The sequence below is a fragment of the Stenotrophomonas sp. genome, assembly GCF_032056425.1.
Taxonomy (GTDB): Bacteria; Pseudomonadota; Gammaproteobacteria; order Xanthomonadales; family Xanthomonadaceae; genus Stenotrophomonas.
Genome location: NZ_DAMBCN010000016.1, coordinates 23,363 through 39,346 on the forward strand (window position 1 = coordinate 23,363; position 15,984 = coordinate 39,346).

Below are 15,984 nucleotides of genomic sequence, written 5' to 3' on the forward strand. Positions count from 1 at the left end.
GTATTCATGCTCAAGGGCCTGCTGCAATGACCCTCCCCGCTCTGCTTCCCCGCTTGGCGCCATTCGCGCTGGCCCTGGCCACCGCACCCGTTGCCGCGCAGGAGATCGTGCCGACCGCCACCACCACACCGGCCGGCTGCGCCGCCATCGACACCGATGCCGCCCGCCTGGCCTGCTATGACCGGCTGTTCGGCCGCAGTGCCGAGGCTACCGCCGCTGCGGATGCGGCCGCCCAGCAGGCCGCACAGGCCCTGCGCGAACAACGCCGCGCCGCACGCCTGAGCCAGGGCGAAGAGAATCTGCGCGCACGCGTGGGTGACCTCTTGCGTCCCGCCCCGGATGACAGCGCCCTGGCCAACGCCGGCCGCGGCTCGCTGCTGGACAGCCGCTGGGAACTGGCCGAAGACTCCAAGCTGGGCCCGTTCCAGCTGCGCGCCTACAAACCGGTGTACCTGCTGCCCGCGTTCTGGACCAGCGACAAGAACCAGATGCCGCAGTCGCCGAACCCGGTCAACAGCGTGACCACGCCGCAGGTGCTGGACAGTACCGAGCTGAAGTTCCAGATCAGCTTCAAGACCAAGATCGCCGAGAACCTGTTCGGCGACAACGGCGATATCTGGGCCGGCTATACCCAGAGTTCGCGCTGGCAGGCCTACAACGCTGAGAACTCGCGTCCCTTCCGCGAAACGAATTACGAGCCGGAAGTGATGATGGTGTTCCGCAACGGCTACTCGATCGGCGGCTGGCGCGGGCGCATGACCGGCATCAGCCTGAACCACCAGTCCAATGGCCGCGCCGACCCGCTGTCGCGCAGCTGGAACCGGGTGATGCTCAACGTCGGCCTGGACCGCGAGAACTGGGCGCTGGTGCTGCGGCCCTGGTACCGCATTCCGGAATCGCGCAGCGACGACAACAACCCGGACATCGAAGACTACATGGGCCGTGGCGATGCCACCCTCATCTGGAACCGCAACGGTCACGAAGTCTCGCTGATGGCGCGCCATTCGCTGCGTACCGGCGACCGCTCGCACGGTGCGCTGCAGCTTGATTACGGCTTCCCGATCAGCAACCTGCTGCGCGGCCACGTGCAGATCTTCGACGGCTACGGTGAAAGCCTGATCGACTACAACCACAAGGCCACCTACGTGGGCGTGGGCGTGTCGCTGCTGGAGTGGTTCTGATGGCGGTGACGATCTGGCACAACGCCGCGTGCAGCAATTCGCGCGGGGCCCTGGCCTTGATCCGCGAGGCCGGCATCGAACCGGTGGTGGTCGATTACCTCGGCACCCCGCCTGACATCGCAACGCTGCGTGCGGTGCTGGCCGAATCCGGCCTGACCGCTGGTGACCTGGTGCGCAGCAAGGAGGCGCAGTTCGCCGAACTGGGCCTGGCCGGCGCGGACGACGCCGCGCTGTTGGCCGCCATGGCCGAACACCCGCGCCTGATCAATCGGCCCGTGGTGCGCACGGCCAAGGGCACGCGCCTTTGCCGGCCGCCGGAAACCGTGCTGGAGCTGTTGTAAGCAACCCGCCCCGGTAGAGCCGAGCCATGCTCGGCTGGCCCTGTCTCTGGACGGGGGTCAGAGCCCCTTCGGGGATCTGACCCAGGGGCCGCCGGGTGTTGAAGCTTGGCTCAACCGCCGCCGCACGATGCCATGCAGCTGTCGGCGTTCTGGCTGCAGCTGATCAACGGCGACTGGTCCATGCACGCCTGCGCCTGCGACAGGCAGGAGCGCCGCAGTTCGTCATCGGCAATGTGATCGCACTTGCTGGCTGCCTGCGCATCGCAGGTCGAGCGGCGGTCGGAATCCGAACGCGCCAGGCACGCACGCTGATACTGCTGGCACGCGACCACGCACTGTGCGCTGGCATTGTTGCCGGGCGCACCGTCGTACAGATCACCGCCACTGCTGCAGGCGGCGAGCGAAAGAACACAAAGCAAGGCAATGCAACGGATGAAGGACATTGGACGTTCCCTGTTCAATACACCGGAAAAACACCTCCCCCCACCCTAGCAATGCCGACCTTTGCGTGGCGTCAAGCGAAAAACGGCGCCCTGAGGCGCCGTTCTCCGTGGTTCCGTTGCGGATTACTCCACCACCACCGGAATCTTGCCGATGCGTGCCTGCCATTCGCGCGGGCCGGTCTTGTGCACCGATTCGCCGGTGGAATCGACCGCCACGGTCACCGGCATGTCCTGCACGGTGAATTCGTAGATCGCTTCCATGCCCAGATCGGCGAAGCCGACCACCTTGGCCGCCTTGATCGCCTTGGACACCAGGTAGGCCGAACCGCCGACCGCCATCAGGTAGGCCGACTTGTGCTTCTTGATCGCCTCGATGGCGGCCGGGCCGCGCTCGGCCTTGCCGACCATGCCCAGCAGGCCGGTCTGTGCCAGCACCTGCTCGGTGAACTTGTCCATGCGCGTGGCGGTGGTCGGGCCGGCCGGGCCCACCACTTCGTCGCGCACCGGATCGACCGGGCCGACGTAGTAGATGAAACGGCCCTTCAGATCGACCGGCAGTTCCTCGCCCTTGTTGAGCATGTCGACCATGCGCTTGTGCGCGGCGTCGCGGCCGGTCAGCAGCTTGCCGTTGAGCAGCAGGGTCTGGCCCGGCTTCCAGTTGGCCACGTCTTCCGGGGTGATCGTGTCCAGGTCCACGCGGGTGCCCTTGGACGCGTCGTAGGTCAGCTTCGGCCAGTCTTCCAGCGACGGCGGATCCAGCATCACCGGGCCGCTGCCATCCAGGGTGAAGTGCGCATGGCGGGTGGCGGCGCAGTTCGGGATCATCGCCACCGGCAGGTTGGCCGCGTGGGTCGGGTAATCGTTGATCTTGATGTCCAGCACGGTGGTCAGGCCGCCCAGGCCCTGCGCGCCGATGCCCAGCGCGTTGACCTTTTCATACAGTTCCAGGCGCAGCTCTTCGATGCGGTTGGACGCACCACGGGCCTGCAGCTCGGTGATGTCGATCGGCTCCATCAGCGCTTCCTTTGCCAGCAGCATCGCCTTTTCAGCGGTGCCACCGATGCCGATGCCGAGCATGCCCGGCGGGCACCAGCCAGCGCCCATGGTCGGCACGGTCTTCAGCACCCAGTCGACGATGGAGTCGGACGGGTTGAGCATGGCGAACTTGGTCTTGGCTTCCGAACCACCGCCCTTGGCGGCGACGATGACATCGACCGTGTTGCCCGGCACCACCTTGACGTTGACCACGCCCGGGGTGTTGTCCTTGGTGTTGATGCGCTTGCCGGCCGGATCGGCCAGCACCGAGGCGCGCAGCTTGTTGTCCGGGTGCAGGTAGGCGCGGCGCACGCCTTCATTGGCCATGTCTTCCACGCCCATGGTCGCGTCGTCCCAACGCACGTCCATGCCGATTTCCAGGAACACGGTGACGATGCCGGTGTCCTGGCAGATCGGACGGTGGCCTTCGGCGCACATCCGCGAATTGATCAGGATCTGGGCCATCGCTTCCTTCGCGGCCGGCGACTCTTCGCGCTCGTAGGCAGCGGCGAGGTTCTTGATGTAGTCGACCGGATGGTAGTACGAGATGTACTGCAGCGCGTCGGCGATGGACTGGATGAGGTCTTCCTGCTTGATCGATGTCACGGCTTGCTCGCTTGCTCAAGGCTGGCGGGGTAATCCGCCCATTTTACCCCCTCCGCCGACTGCGCGTAGATTCGCAGGGGTCAGATCCCTTTCCGCAGGAAAGGGCGCTGACCCCGCCCCTCTGTCACGCCCCTGCCCTCTCTGGCGTCCTTGCCAACATGAACGCTGAATCGACCTTCCAGACCCACCGCCCACGCCTGATGGCGCTGGCCTACCGCCTGCTGGGCAGCCGTGCCGATGCCGAAGACGTGGTGCAGGACGCCTGGCTGCGCTGGTCGGGCGCCGACCCGGCCAGCGTGCGCGATCCCGAGGCCTGGCTGGTGACCGCCACCACCCGGCTGGGCCTGGACCGCCTGCGCGCCGCCCGGCGCGAGCGCGCGCACTACGTGGGCCCGTGGCTGGCCGAACCGCTTGCGATCAGCCTGGAGCCCGACCCGGCCCCCGGCCCGGCGCAGCGGCGTGCACTGGCCGACGATGTCTCGGTGGCCTTCCTGACCCTGCTGGAACAGCTGGGGCCGGAGGAACGCGCGGCCTTCCTGCTGAAGGAAGTGTTCGAGCACGACTATGCCGAGATCGCCGGGCTGATCGGCCAGAGCCAGGCCAACTGCCGCCAGCTGGTGCATCGGGCGCGGCAACGGCTGCAGGCCGGGCGCACTCGCTTCAACGCCGATGCGCAGCAGCACCGGGAGCTGCTGGCGCGCTTCATGCACGCCACCCAGCAGGGCGACAGCCAGGCCGTGCAGGCGCTGCTGCATGCCAATGCGCGGCTGGTGTCCGACGGCGGCGGCGTGGTGACCGCCGCGATCCGGCCGCTGCTGGGCGCCGAGCGCATCGGCCGCCTGTTCTGGGCCATTGCCCAGCGCGGCCTGGGCCACACTGCGCAGCTGGGCTATGTGAACGGCGAACCGGCGATCCTGCGCTTCGACGGCCCGCGGCTGCATTCGGTCACCACGGTGGAGGTGGTGGACGGGCGCATCGCGCAGGTCTACAGCGTGCTGAATCCGGAAAAACTATCGCCGGTTGTCACAGCGGGGGGCGCGGCGGCGTCCTGGTAGTGAAAGGCGGCCATCGTGGCCGCCGTGGAGCCGAACATGTCCGACCACACCTCTCCCCGCGTTCCCTACACCCGCCTGGCCGCCGAGGCCTTCAAGGGCCTGCTGGCCACCAGCAAGGCGGTGCATGACAGCTCGATCGACCCGACGTTGATGGAAGTGCTTTTCCTGCGCGTATCCCAGCTCAACGGCTGTGGCTACTGCATGGACATGCACGGCACCGCGCTGCGCAAGAGCGGCATCGAGCCGCGCAAGCTGGACACCCTGCCCGCCTGGCATGAAAGCCGCTTCTTCGACGCGCGCGAACGCGCGGCGCTGGGCTGGGCCGAGGCGCTGACCCGGCTGACCGAGGGCGCGCCCTCGCAGGCGTCATTCGATGCACTGGCACCGCACTTCGATGAGAAGGGCATCAGTGACCTGAGCATGGGCATTGCGGTGATCAATGCCTGGAACCGGCTGGGCGCCGGCCTGCTGCCGCCGCTGCCGTAACGGAGAGCGGGGTCGGATCCCTTCGCATGGCGAAGGGCTCTGACCCCGAGGCGCGGTGGCGGGGTCAGATCCCTTTGCGCTGCAAAGGGATCTGACCCCATCTGCACGCCGTGCGCGCGCACAATGGCGGCATGCCTCCTGCCCCCGAGAAGAAACCCAGCCTGCGCCAGCGCTTCAAGGCGATGCGCAACCTGCCGCCGTTCCTGCGCCAGGTGTGGCAGACCAGCCCGGCATTGACCCTGGCCAGCCTCGGTCTGCGCATCATCCGCGCCCTGCTGCCGGTGGCGATGCTGTACGTGGGCAAGCTGATCATCGACACGGCCCTGCACCTGAGCCAGCACGGTGCCGGCTTCCCGCCGCTGGGCGAAGCGCTGTCCAGCGGGCTGCTGAATCCACTGCTGGGGCTGCTGGCGCTGGAGTTCGGCCTGGCCATCGCCTCGGATCTGCTCGGGCGATTGGTGAGCTATGCCGATGCACTTCTGTCGGAACTGTTCGCCAACGCCACCAGCGTGCGGCTGATGGAGCATGCCGCCACGCTGGACCTGGAGGACTTCGAAGACCCCGACCTGCAGGACAAGCTGGACCGCGCCCGTCGTCAGACCATGGGGCGCATGAACCTGATGAGCCAGTTGTTCGGCCAGGTGCAGGATGCGATCACCGTGGTCAGCCTGGCCGTGGGTCTGCTGGTCTACGCGCCGTGGCTGATCGTGCTGCTGGCGCTGGCGCTGGTGCCGGCCTTCATCGGCGAATCGCACTTCAATGCGGCCGGCTACAGCCTCAACTTCCTGTGGACGCCCGAGCGCCGCCAGCTGGACTACCTGCGCCAGCTGGGCGCCAGCGTGGAAACGGCCAAGGAAGTGAAGATCTTCAACCTGCACCGCTTCCTGGTGGAGCGCTACCGGCGGCTGTCGGCGGCACTGTTCCTGGCCAACCGCTCGCTGGCGCGGCGCCGCGCGTTCTGGGGCACGCTGCTGGCGGCGCTGGGCACGCTGGGCTACTACACCGCCTATGCGTACATCGCCTGGCGCACGGTGCGCGGCGATTTCAGCATTGGTGACCTGACCTTCCTGGCCGGCAGTTTCCTGCGCCTGCGCCAGCTGCTGGAAGGCCTGCTGATCGGCTTTTCGCAGGTCGCCAGCCAGGCGCTGTACCTGGATGATCTGTATTCGTTCTTCCAGATCCAGCCGGAAATCCATTCGCGCGCCGACGCGTTGCCAGTGCCGCGCCCGATCACGCAGGGCTTCGTGTTCGAGAACGTGGGCTTCCGCTATCCCGATGCCGAGCAATGGGCGGTGCGTCATCTGGATTTCCAGCTGCATGCGGGCGAAGTGCTGGCCCTGGTGGGCGAGAACGGCGCCGGCAAGACCACGCTGGTGAAACTGCTTGCGCGGCTGTACGAGCCGGATGAAGGCCGTATCCTGCTGGACGGCCGTGACCTGCGCGACTACGACCTGGACGACCTGCGCGCGAACCTTGGGGTGATCTTCCAGGATTTCGTGCGCTACAACCTCACCGCCGGCGAGAACATCGGCGTGGGCCAGGTGGAGGCGATGGCCGACCAGGCGCGCATTGCCGATGCGGCACGGCGGGGCATGGCCGAGGAAGTGATCGAGGCCCTGCCCGGCGGCTACTCGCAGCTGATCGGGCGGCGCTTCAAACAGGGCGTGGACCTGTCCGGCGGGCAGTGGCAGAAGATCGCCATCGCCCGCGCGTGGATGCGCGATGCGCAGGTGATGATCCTGGACGAGCCCACCGCGGCACTGGATGCCCGCGCCGAATTCGAAGTGTTCCAGCGCTTTCGCGAGCTGGCCGAGCAGCGCACCGCCGTGCTCATCTCACACCGTTTTTCCTCGGTGCGCATGGCCGATCGCATCCTGGTGCTGGCCGAAGGGCGGCTGGAGGCCAGCGGCACCCACGCCGAACTGATGGCCCAGGGCGGGCGCTATTCAGAGCTGTTCGAACTGCAGGCAGCGGGCTATCGCTGAAGCACGGGCGCCGCTGAGAACGCCTCTCGTTCCGGGCAATGAGAACTTCTCTCATTTGGGGTAGAATGGAGGGGACGAAACCATGCCCCGACTACCCCCATGTCTTCTGCTTTCGGCGCCGAAACGGTGCTTGAGGTCCGCCACTGGACCGATGCCTACTTCAGCTTCACCCTGACCCGCGACAGCGGTTTCCGTTTCGAGAACGGCCAGTTCGTGATGATCGGCCTGGAAACCGAGGCGCGGCCGCTGCTGCGCGCCTATTCCATCGCCAGCGCCAACTGGGAAGAACATCTGGAGTTCTTCAGCATCAAGGTGCAGGACGGCCCGCTGACCTCGCGCCTGCAGCACATCAAGCCGGGCGACAAGGTACTGGTCGGCAAGAAGCCCACCGGCACCCTGCTGATCAGCGACCTGCACCCGGGCAAGAACCTGTACCTGCTGGGCACCGGCACCGGCATGGCGCCGTGGCTGTCGGTCATCAAGGACCCGGAAACCTACGAGCGGTTCGAGAAGGTGATCCTCTGCCACGGCGTGCGCTATGAAAAGGACTTGGCCTACCGCGATTACTTTGAGAAGGAACTGCGTGAGCACGAGTTCCTGGGCGAAATGATCGGCGACAAGCTGCTGTACTACCCGGCCGTGACCCGCGAACCGTTCGCCAACCAGGGCCGCCTGACCTCGCTGATGGAAAGCGGCGAGATGCAGCGCACCCTGGGCCTGCCGGAACTGAGCCCGGAAAACGACCGCGCGATGATCTGCGGCAGCCCGCAGATGCTGGCCGATCTGCGCGCGGTGCTGGATGCACGCGGCTTCCAGGTCTCTCCGCGCATTGGCCAGCCGGGCCACTACGTGTTTGAACGCGCCTTCGTCGAAAAATAAGGCGCCGGGGTAGCGCCGGGCCCTGCCCGGCCGATGACGGTCGCCGGGCATGGCCCGGCGCTACCAGTTACAGCAAGGCGTCGATCGCCCCGCGCAGCTGCTCGGGCTTGGTGGTGGGCGCAAAGCGGTCCACCACGCTGCCCTGGCGATCGACCAGGAACTTGCTGAAATTCCACTTGATGCGGGCGCTGCCCAGCAACCCGCGCTTCTGCTGCGACAGCCACGCCCACAGCGGGTCGGCGCCATCGCCATTGACCTCGATCTTCTGCGACAGCGGGAAGCTGACCGGGTAATCGAGCGAACAGAACTGGCGGATCTGCGCGGCATCGCCCGGCTCCTGCGCGCCGAACTGGTTGCACGGGAAGCCGATCACCACCAGGCCGCGTTCGCGGTAGTCCCGCCACAGCTGTTCCAGCCCGGTGTACTGCGGGGTGAAGCCGCAGCGGCTGGCCACGTTCACCAGCAGCAGCGGGCGACCAGCGTACTGGGCCAGGGCCTGCGGCTGGCCGTCCAGGTCGACGAAGGTGAAATCGAAGGCGGTGGCCATGGCAGCGTTCCGGGCGGGAAAACCCCATGGTAATCGCAGTGACCCACCCCGCGCGGGTGGCGTCCATGCCTTTCGACACAAGTGCCCGGCCCGTTGTGCAGGTTACGCTCGGGCCCTTGTCTGTCTTACCGGAGTTCCGCCTTGACCACCCGCCTTGCCCTTGCCGTGGCCATGACCCTCGGCCTTGCCCTGCCCGCCTATTCGGCCAGCGCTGCCACCCCGGCGGCTGCCGCCAACGCCCAGCAGGCCAACCCGTTCTTCGCCGACAGCCCGCTGCCGCTGCACTTCCCGCAGTTCGACAAGATCAAGGACAGCGACTTCGCTCCCGCCTTCGACGCCGGCATGGCGCAGCAGCTGAAGGAAGTGGAGGCCATCGCCAACAACAAGGCCAAGCCGACCTTCGACAACACCATCATTGCCCTGGAAAAGAGCGGCGACGTGCTGGACCGTGCGACCACCGTGTTCTTCAGCCTGGTCGGCGCCGACACCAACGATGCGCGCAAGAAGCTGCAGGCCGACTACTCGGCGAAGTTCGCCGCACACAGCGATGCCATCGCGCTGAACGGCAAGCTGTTCGCCCGCATCCAGGCGCTGTATGACACCCGCACCCAGCTGGGCCTGGATACCGAAGGCGTGCGCCTGGTCGAGAAGTACTACGACAATTACGTGCGCGCTGGCGCCAAGCTGTCCGAGGCCGACAAGGCCACGCTGAAGAAGATGAACGCCGAGCTGGCCAACCTGGGCACCAGGTTCAGCCAGAACGTGCAGTCGGAAGTGAACGCGTCGGCGATCACCGTCAACGACGTGAAGGAACTGGACGGGCTGTCGCAGGAACAGATCGCCGCCGCCGCTGAAGCCGCCAAGGCCCGTGGCCTGGACGGCAAGTACGTGATCACCCTGCTCAACACCACCGGCCAGCCGCCGCTGACCAACCTGGCCAACCGCGCCCTGCGCCAGAAGATCTACGAAGCGTCGGTCAGCCGTGGCAGCCGTGGCGGTGAGTTCGACAACACCGCGCTGGTCTCGCGCATCATGCAGCTGCGTGCCGACAAGGCCAAGCTGATGGGCTTTGCCAACTTCGCCGCCTACAACCTGACCAACCAGACCGCCAAGACCCCCGAAGCGGTCAACGCCATGCTGGGCAAGCTGGCCCCGGCCGCCGTGGCCAACGCCAAGCGCGAAGCCGCCGACCTGCAGGCCATGATCGACAAGGAACAGAAGGCCGCCGGCAAGCCGACCTTCGCCCTGGAGCCGTGGGACTGGGCCTTCTACAGCGAGAAGGTGCGCCAGGCCAAGTACAACTTCGACGAGTCGCAGCTGAAGCCGTACTTCGAAATGAAGAACGTGCTGGAAAACGGCGTGTTCTTCGCCGCCAACCAGGAATTCGGCCTGACCTTCAAGCAGCGCACCGACCTGCCGGTCTACCACGATGACGTGACCGTCTACGACGTGTTCGATGCCGATGGCAGCCAGCTGGCGATCTTCATCTTCGACCCGTATGCGCGCGCGTCCAAGCGTGGCGGTGCGTGGATGAACTCCTACGTGTCGCAGTCCAAGCTGACCGGCTTCAAGCCGGTGGTGGCCAACCACCTGAACATTCCCAAGCCGCCGGCCGGCCAGCCGACGCTGCTGACCTGGGACGAAGTGACCACCACCTTCCACGAGTTCGGCCATGCCCTGCACGGCATGTTCTCCAACGTGAAGTACCCGTACTTCTCGGGCACCGCGGTGCCGCGTGACTTCGTCGAATTCCCCTCGCAGGTGAACGAGATGTGGTCGGACAACCCGGCCATCCTGAAGAACTACGCCAAGCACTACCAGAATGGCTCGGCCATGCCGCAGGCGCTGCTGGACAAGGTGCTGGCCGCCGCCAAGTTCAACCAGGGCTTTGCCACCACCGAATACCTGGGCGCGGCCATGCTGGACCAGCGCTGGCACCAGATCGGCGCTGACCAGGTGCCGGCGGCCAAGGACGTGATGGCCTTCGAACGTGCGGCCCTGGAAAAGGACGGCATCTACTACGCGCCGGTGCCGCCGCGCTACAAGACCCCGTACTTCAGCCACATCATGGGCGGCTACTCGGCCGGCTACTACGCCTACATCTGGTCGGAAGTGCTGGACGCCAACACCCAGAAGTGGTTCCGCGACAACGGCGGCCTGAGCCGCAAGAACGGCGACCACTTCCGTGCCACGCTGCTGTCCAAGGGCGGCAGCGTGGATGCCATGCAGCTGTTCCGCGATTTCGCCGGCCACGAGCCGCAGATCGAACCGCTGCTGGAAAAGCGTGGCCTGACCGGCGCCAGCAACTGATCGCCAGTGCGGTGACGTGAAACAGAAACCGCCCGGGAGACCGGGCGGTTTTTTTGTTGGCCGGGGCCAGATCCCTTTCCGCAGGAAAGGGCTCTGACCCCATGCCAGCCTTCAACGCGGCGCCACATACCCGCCCGGCACGCCGCTGGGCGACAGCACCAGCTGCCACAGCTGCGCATGCCGGCAGCGGAAGGTGGCCATCGACCCGGCCAGGTAGAACCGCCACATGCGGCGGAAGCGCTCGTCGTAGCGTTGCGCATCCAGCGCCGGCCAGGCCGCTTCAACATTGCGTCGCCACGCCTGCAGGGTCAAATCGTAGTCGGTGCCGAAGTTGTGCCAGTCCTCCAGCACGAACCTCCCTTCGAAGGCGCGACTGATCTGCGCCGCAGAGGGCAGCATGGAGTTGGGGAAGATGTAGCGGGCGATCCACGGGTCGGTGCGATGGCGGGAGATGTTGCTGCCGATGGTGTGCAGCAGCAGCAATCCGCGGGGCGACAGGCAGCGCCGGGCCACCTCGAAGAAACTGCCGTAGTTCTTGTCGCCCACGTGCTCGAACATGCCGATCGAAAAGATCGCATCGAACGGCTCATGCAGTTCGCGGTAATCCTGCAGACGGATCTCGATCGGCAGCCCGGCACAGCGCTCGCGGGCAAACGCGGCCTGCTCCTGGGAAATGGTCACGCCCACGCCGCTGACGCCGTAACGTTCAGCGGCAAACTTCAGTGCTTCGCCCCAGCCACAGCCGATGTCCAGCACCCGCTGGCCCGGGCGCAGGCCCAGCTTGCGGCAGACCAGGTCCAGCTTGGCCTCCTGCGCCGCATCCAGGTCCACCGCGTTGCGCCAATAGCCACAGCTGTAGACCATATACTGGCCCAGCATGGCCTGGTAGAGATCGTTGCCCAGGTCGTAATGGCGCCGGCCCACCTCGTAGCTGCCCTGCCCGGCCTGCAGGTTGAACAGGCGCGCCTTCAAGGCATCAGCCACTTCGCGCCAGCCGTGCACGCGCTCATCCAGGTGCGCCTGCATCAGCTGCACCAGGAATTCATCCAGCACGTTGGCGTCCCACCAGCCATCCATGTAGCTTTCACCCAGGCCGAGCGAGCCTTGGCCCATGACCCGCGCGAAGAAGCGCGGGTCATGCACCTGGATGTCCTGTGGCTGGGTGCCGCCGATGCGGACCCCGGCTTCGTGGAGCAGGCCGGCGACCCGCTCCTGCAACCCTGTATCCACGACACCTCCTGCTGGGCGGTCAACCGCGGGCGAACAGCTCCACGTAATCCTTGGCCACGTGCGGCAACAGCACGGCCGCCGGCACATCGGCGGTCTGCGTGCCGTCCGAATAGGGCCCCACCTGGTACGGCGGGAACACGAAGCGCAGGGCGGTGATCTGGCCCTTGTCATCGGTCAACGGTTGGAACTGGCTGAAATTGTCGGCCTGCGGCCCCGTACCTTCGGCAATCATGCGCGAGGCATTGCGCAGCGATTCCTGCAGTTCGGCCGGCGCCATGTCTTCGCCACTCAGCCGGGTGGCCACGCGTTCGCGCAACTGGTCGGCCACGAAATCACTGACCGCCTTCCAGCCCTTGCTGTCGGCCACCAGTTTGTCCGCACTCAGCATCTGCTGTTGCTGGGGCAGCCACACAAAACGCGCCACCAGTGGTTCGCCGTGGGCACCCCCGGTGTAGCGGCTGCCATCGGCACTGACCACCACCAGCTGCGGGGTTTCCAGCACCTTCTCAAAGCTCAGCGACAGTTCGTAGGGCATGGTGGGCTTGTCATTGCCCAACCCGTCCAGCGCCTGCTGCAGATCGCTGCGTGCCGACGTCGCATAGTCCTGCAGCGCACGGGCCAGGCCCGGGTAGTGGTCGATGCCGGCCGGGTAGCTGATGCCCACCACCTCGCGCTCGTTGTTCTCGATCACATCGCGCAGGTCCAGCGGTGCTTCGGCGGCGGGCGCTTCTGCCGTGGCCGGCGCGGTGGCGTCGGCGCTGGGCGCGCTGTCGGTGGCCGGTGCCGCATCGTCGCCGCGCTGGCAGCCGGCCAGCAGCAGCATGCCCATCGCCCCGGCCAGCACGCTTGCGTGCAACGGCCGGTTGTTTCCGTTCTTCATCTGGATCCCCTGTTCATGTTTGTACATCATCGCCCGCCGTGGCTGAAGCGTGGCCCGCCAGCCTCAGCCCACCAGCAGGTCGTGGAACTCCTCGTGCCGCTGCAGGAATGCCTCGGCATAGGCGCAGGCCGGTACCACCTTGTACTTGTGCTCACGGGCAAAGCGTAGCGCTACCCGCGTCAACTCACCGGCAACACCGCGGCCGGCGATCGGCTCGGGTACTTCGGTGTGGGTGATCACCATGCGCCTGCGCTTGAGCTGGTAGTCCAGCACCGCCACATGCCCGCGCACGCGGGCGGTGAAGCGATGGTTGGCCTGGTCATGCGCGACCTCATAGGCCAGACCAGGGGGTGTGACCGAAGCCATGGGACTGTCTCCTGCGGCGACTGCGTGGATGGTGCTCAGCCGGGCGCCATGATCGCGTGAAGCCTGAACAGGGACAAGGAATGCCCGGGAACGTCAGTTTCCGCCCTCAAGCTGGAGCGCGGACGGCCGCTACCCCTTTCGCAGGGGTGCGGCCACGCTGGCATGGCCCTTGCGAACGATGTCCCCGTACTTTGCCGTGGAGGCCTGTCATGCACCCCAACCCGACCCCGACCGATACCGACCGCGCCCTGCTGGAAGGCCTCCTGCAGCTGGCTGTGGAAGGGCAGACCGAAGAGCAGGACTTCCAGCGCATCGGCGAGGAAGTGTACGCACGGCTGTTGGACACCTACGGCCAGGCTACCCAGCCCTGAAACCGGGTGAACCGGGGTTGGATCCATCGGATCCGACCCCGGCACGCTTCAGCCGCCCAGGCTGAAGGTGGGGTTGGACAGTTCCCGCAGGAAGTGGTTGAAGATGGCCGGCTGCATGGCCAGCATGAAGATGATGCCGAACGCCGCGCCCGCCAGATGCGCGCTGTGGTTGATGCGGTCGCCGCCGCGCTTGTCCATCCAGATGCTGTAGCCGACGTAGAACGCGGCATACACGATCGCCGGTGCCGGAATGAAGAACACCAGGATGATCTTCCACGGGTTCAACAGGATGTAGGCGAACAGCACCGCCGATACCGCGCCTGAGGCGCCCAGGCTGAGGTAGTTGGGATTCTTCTGGTTCTTCAGGTAGCTGGGCAGGATCGACACCAGCAATGCCCCAAGATAGAACGCCGGATAGGTCAGGAAGCTGCCGGTCAGCTGCACCATCACGCTCTCGATGTATCCCCCGAAGAAGAACAGGGTGAACATGTTGAAGATCAGGTGCGGCCAGTCGGCATGGATGAAGCCATAGGTGACCAGGCGGTCGTACTGGCGGTGGCGGTCCACCGCCGGCGGCCACAGGATCAGGCGGTCAGCCAGCTTGCGGTTGTTGAACGCCATCCAGGACAGCACGGCGGTGAGGGCGATCAACAGCAGATTGACGGGGGTCATGTCAGGTCAGGCTCAGGCGCTGCGGTAGTTGTCGACCATACGATAGCGTCGCGCATACCAACCGAAGGCGAACGCCGCAATGAAGGCGAAGCCGGCGAAGAAGAACATCAGGAACGCCGCCTCGCTCAGCCCCGTGCCGGCGATCTTCTCGGTCACCGTGTGGTTGCGCACCGCCGCGTTGGACAGCAGCACCCACAGGTTGCCGATGGTGGTTGTCAGGTTCCAGAAGCTCATCACCACACCCTTCATGGCCTGCGGTGCCTGGCTGTAGGCGAACTCCAGGCCGGTGGCCGAGACCAGCACCTCACCGAAGGTCAGCAGTGCATACGGCAGCATCTGCCAGAAGATCGACATGGCGTTGCCGCCGTCCATCACCACCTGGATGCCACCCACCACGATCCACGCCAGGCCGCTGAAGGCGATGCCGGCGGTCATGCGGCGCAGCGCAGTCGGCTCGAAACCGAAACGGCGCAGCGCCGGGTACAGCACCAGGTTGTTGAACGGGATCAGGATCATCACCAGCAGCGGGTTCAGTGCCTGCATCTGCGAAGCGGTGAACCAGCTGGGCATCTGCATCTGCTGGCCCTGCAGCACCCAGGTGGAGGCCTTCTGGTCGAACAGCGAGAAGAATGGCGTGGTCAGGGCGAAGATGACCAGCACGCGCAGCACGGCGCGCACGCCTTCCACGGCTTCGGCCGGATGCTGGGCGCGGGCGCGGTCCAGCTGCAGCCAGGTGCCGCCGCCGATGCCGGCCAGGATGGCCACCAGCGCCAGGCACAGGCAGATCACGATGCCCAGCGAACCGACCAGGCCGAACGAGGCGGCGGCCAGCACCAGACCGGCAATGGCCATCACCAGGCCCGGACGGCCCTGGCCGGCCACGCGCGCGGTCAGCGCGGTGCGCACCACGTTGGCGAACGAATGCGGATCCTTCGGCGGCAGCGGCACCAGCACGTAGCGCTTGCGGCCCAGCCAGAACACGAAGGTGGCGATGAACATCAGGATGCCGGGAATACCGAACGCCCACTGCGGGCCCCAGTTCTTCAGCACCAGCGGAATCAGCAGCGAGGCGAACAGCGAGCCGAAGTTGATGATCCAGTAGAAGGCGTCGAAGACGATCTTGGCCAGGTGCTTGTTGCTCTGGTCGAACTGGTCGCCCATGAACGAGGCCACCAGCGGCTTGATGCCACCAGCGCCCAGCGCGATCAGGCCCAGGCCCAGGAAGAAGCCTTCGCGGCTGTTCTCGAACAGCGCCAGGCACAGGTGGCCGGCGCAGTAGACCAGGCTGAACCACAGAATGGTGTGGTACTTGCCGAAGAACCTGTCAGCCAGCCAGCCACCGAGCAGCGGGAAGAAGTACACGCCGATCATGAAGCTGTGCATGATGTCCTTGGCTTCACCGGCACGGCCTTCTGCAGTGATTTCCTGCAGCAGCAGCGAGGTGATCAGGAACTGCACCAGGATGTTGCGCATCCCGTAGAAACTGAACCGTTCGCAGGCCTCATTGCCGATGATGTACGGAATCTGGCGCGGCATCTTTCCCTGGCCGGCGATGGGGGCGACTGCGTCGTGGCTCATCCTGTAAGGCATTCCTGCA

At 66.0% G+C, this 15,984-nt stretch carries 16 protein-coding genes; 8 read left to right on the forward strand and 8 right to left on the reverse strand.

Annotated elements, in window-relative coordinates:
• Positions 1 to 26 precede the first annotated feature (26 nt).
• Together RTY46_RS11810 and arsC are read left to right on the forward strand one after the other, a co-directional pair.
• Positions 27 to 1,181, forward strand: coding sequence for a phospholipase A (locus RTY46_RS11810; RefSeq protein WP_312708556.1), 1,155 nt, complete (start codon positions 27 to 29; stop codon positions 1,179 to 1,181).
• The gene (gene arsC / locus RTY46_RS11815; RefSeq protein WP_312708557.1) at positions 1,181 to 1,522 is read left to right on the forward strand and encodes an arsenate reductase (glutaredoxin); all 342 of its coding nucleotides are present in this window, start codon (positions 1,181 to 1,183) and stop codon (positions 1,520 to 1,522) included. The genes RTY46_RS11810 and arsC overlap by 1 nt, the downstream gene beginning before the upstream one ends.
• Before the next feature lie 110 nt (positions 1,523 to 1,632).
• On the opposite strand, the gene RTY46_RS11820 is transcribed toward arsC, so the two are convergent.
• Both RTY46_RS11820 and RTY46_RS11825 read right to left on the reverse strand, forming a co-directional pair.
• Positions 1,633 to 1,965 carry a hypothetical protein gene (locus tag RTY46_RS11820; RefSeq protein WP_312708558.1) on the reverse strand — a complete coding sequence of 111 codons (333 nt, stop codon included), beginning with the start codon at positions 1,963 to 1,965 and terminating at the stop codon, positions 1,633 to 1,635.
• A 123-nt stretch (positions 1,966 to 2,088) separates the two neighbouring features.
• Complete coding sequence (locus RTY46_RS11825; RefSeq protein ID WP_108753578.1) at positions 2,089 to 3,606, reverse strand: fumarate hydratase; 1,518 nt, start codon at positions 3,604 to 3,606, stop codon at positions 2,089 to 2,091.
• Between the two features lie 158 nt (positions 3,607 to 3,764).
• Between RTY46_RS11825 and RTY46_RS11830 the strand changes: the two genes are divergently transcribed.
• The 4 genes from RTY46_RS11830 to RTY46_RS11845 all read left to right on the forward strand — a co-directional run bounded on the left by RTY46_RS11830 (position 3,765) and on the right by RTY46_RS11845 (position 8,011).
• A complete protein-coding gene (locus tag RTY46_RS11830) occupies positions 3,765 to 4,661 on the forward strand; it encodes an RNA polymerase sigma-70 factor (RefSeq protein ID WP_312708559.1) in 897 nt (298 codons plus the stop codon).
• A gap of 36 nt (positions 4,662 to 4,697) precedes the next feature.
• Positions 4,698 to 5,147: a carboxymuconolactone decarboxylase family protein gene (locus tag RTY46_RS11835; RefSeq protein WP_312708561.1), complete on the forward strand. Its 450-nt coding sequence runs from the start codon at positions 4,698 to 4,700 to the stop codon at positions 5,145 to 5,147.
• A gap of 131 nt (positions 5,148 to 5,278) precedes the next feature.
• Complete coding sequence (locus RTY46_RS11840) at positions 5,279 to 7,132, forward strand: ABC transporter ATP-binding protein (RefSeq protein ID WP_312708562.1); 1,854 nt, start codon at positions 5,279 to 5,281, stop codon at positions 7,130 to 7,132.
• A 99-nt stretch (positions 7,133 to 7,231) separates the two neighbouring features.
• Complete coding sequence (locus tag RTY46_RS11845; protein WP_014037801.1) at positions 7,232 to 8,011, forward strand: ferredoxin--NADP reductase; 780 nt, start codon at positions 7,232 to 7,234, stop codon at positions 8,009 to 8,011.
• 67 nt (positions 8,012 to 8,078) lie between these two features.
• Here RTY46_RS11845 and RTY46_RS11850 read toward each other — a convergent pair whose 3' ends face one another.
• Positions 8,079 to 8,558, reverse strand: a complete 480-nt coding sequence (locus tag RTY46_RS11850) for a glutathione peroxidase (protein WP_312708563.1) — start codon at positions 8,556 to 8,558, stop codon at positions 8,079 to 8,081.
• Positions 8,559 to 8,699: 141 nt separating this feature from the next.
• On the opposite strand from RTY46_RS11850, the gene RTY46_RS11855 reads away from it, so the two are divergent.
• Positions 8,700 to 10,868, forward strand: a complete 2,169-nt coding sequence (locus RTY46_RS11855) for a M3 family metallopeptidase (protein WP_312708564.1) — start codon at positions 8,700 to 8,702, stop codon at positions 10,866 to 10,868.
• A gap of 111 nt (positions 10,869 to 10,979) precedes the next feature.
• Here RTY46_RS11855 and cfa read toward each other — a convergent pair whose 3' ends face one another.
• The 3 genes from cfa to RTY46_RS11870 are packed head-to-tail and all read right to left on the reverse strand — an operon-like array spanning position 10,980 to position 13,344.
• Complete coding sequence (cfa, locus tag RTY46_RS11860) at positions 10,980 to 12,098, reverse strand: cyclopropane fatty acyl phospholipid synthase (RefSeq protein WP_312708566.1); 1,119 nt, start codon at positions 12,096 to 12,098, stop codon at positions 10,980 to 10,982.
• A 19-nt stretch (positions 12,099 to 12,117) separates the two neighbouring features.
• A complete protein-coding gene (locus RTY46_RS11865) occupies positions 12,118 to 13,005 on the reverse strand; it encodes a DUF4163 domain-containing protein (RefSeq protein ID WP_312708567.1) in 888 nt (295 codons plus the stop codon).
• A gap of 36 nt (positions 13,006 to 13,041) precedes the next feature.
• On the reverse strand, positions 13,042 to 13,344 hold the full coding sequence (locus RTY46_RS11870) for a GNAT family N-acetyltransferase (RefSeq protein ID WP_312708568.1): 303 nt from the start codon (positions 13,342 to 13,344) through the stop codon (positions 13,042 to 13,044).
• 209 nt (positions 13,345 to 13,553) lie between these two features.
• On the opposite strand from RTY46_RS11870, the gene RTY46_RS11875 reads away from it, so the two are divergent.
• Entirely contained in the window at positions 13,554 to 13,715 is a 162-nt protein-coding gene (locus RTY46_RS11875) for a hypothetical protein (protein ID WP_312708570.1), read from the forward strand.
• 48 nt (positions 13,716 to 13,763) lie between these two features.
• Here the strand turns inward: RTY46_RS11875 and RTY46_RS11880 are convergent, their stop codons facing one another.
• Complete coding sequence (locus tag RTY46_RS11880) at positions 13,764 to 14,387, reverse strand: rhomboid family intramembrane serine protease (RefSeq protein WP_312708572.1); 624 nt, start codon at positions 14,385 to 14,387, stop codon at positions 13,764 to 13,766.
• A 12-nt stretch (positions 14,388 to 14,399) separates the two neighbouring features.
• Positions 14,400 to 15,965: an oligopeptide:H+ symporter gene (locus RTY46_RS11885; RefSeq protein ID WP_312708573.1), complete on the reverse strand. Its 1,566-nt coding sequence runs from the start codon at positions 15,963 to 15,965 to the stop codon at positions 14,400 to 14,402.
• Between the last annotated feature and the right edge of the window lie 19 nt (positions 15,966 to 15,984).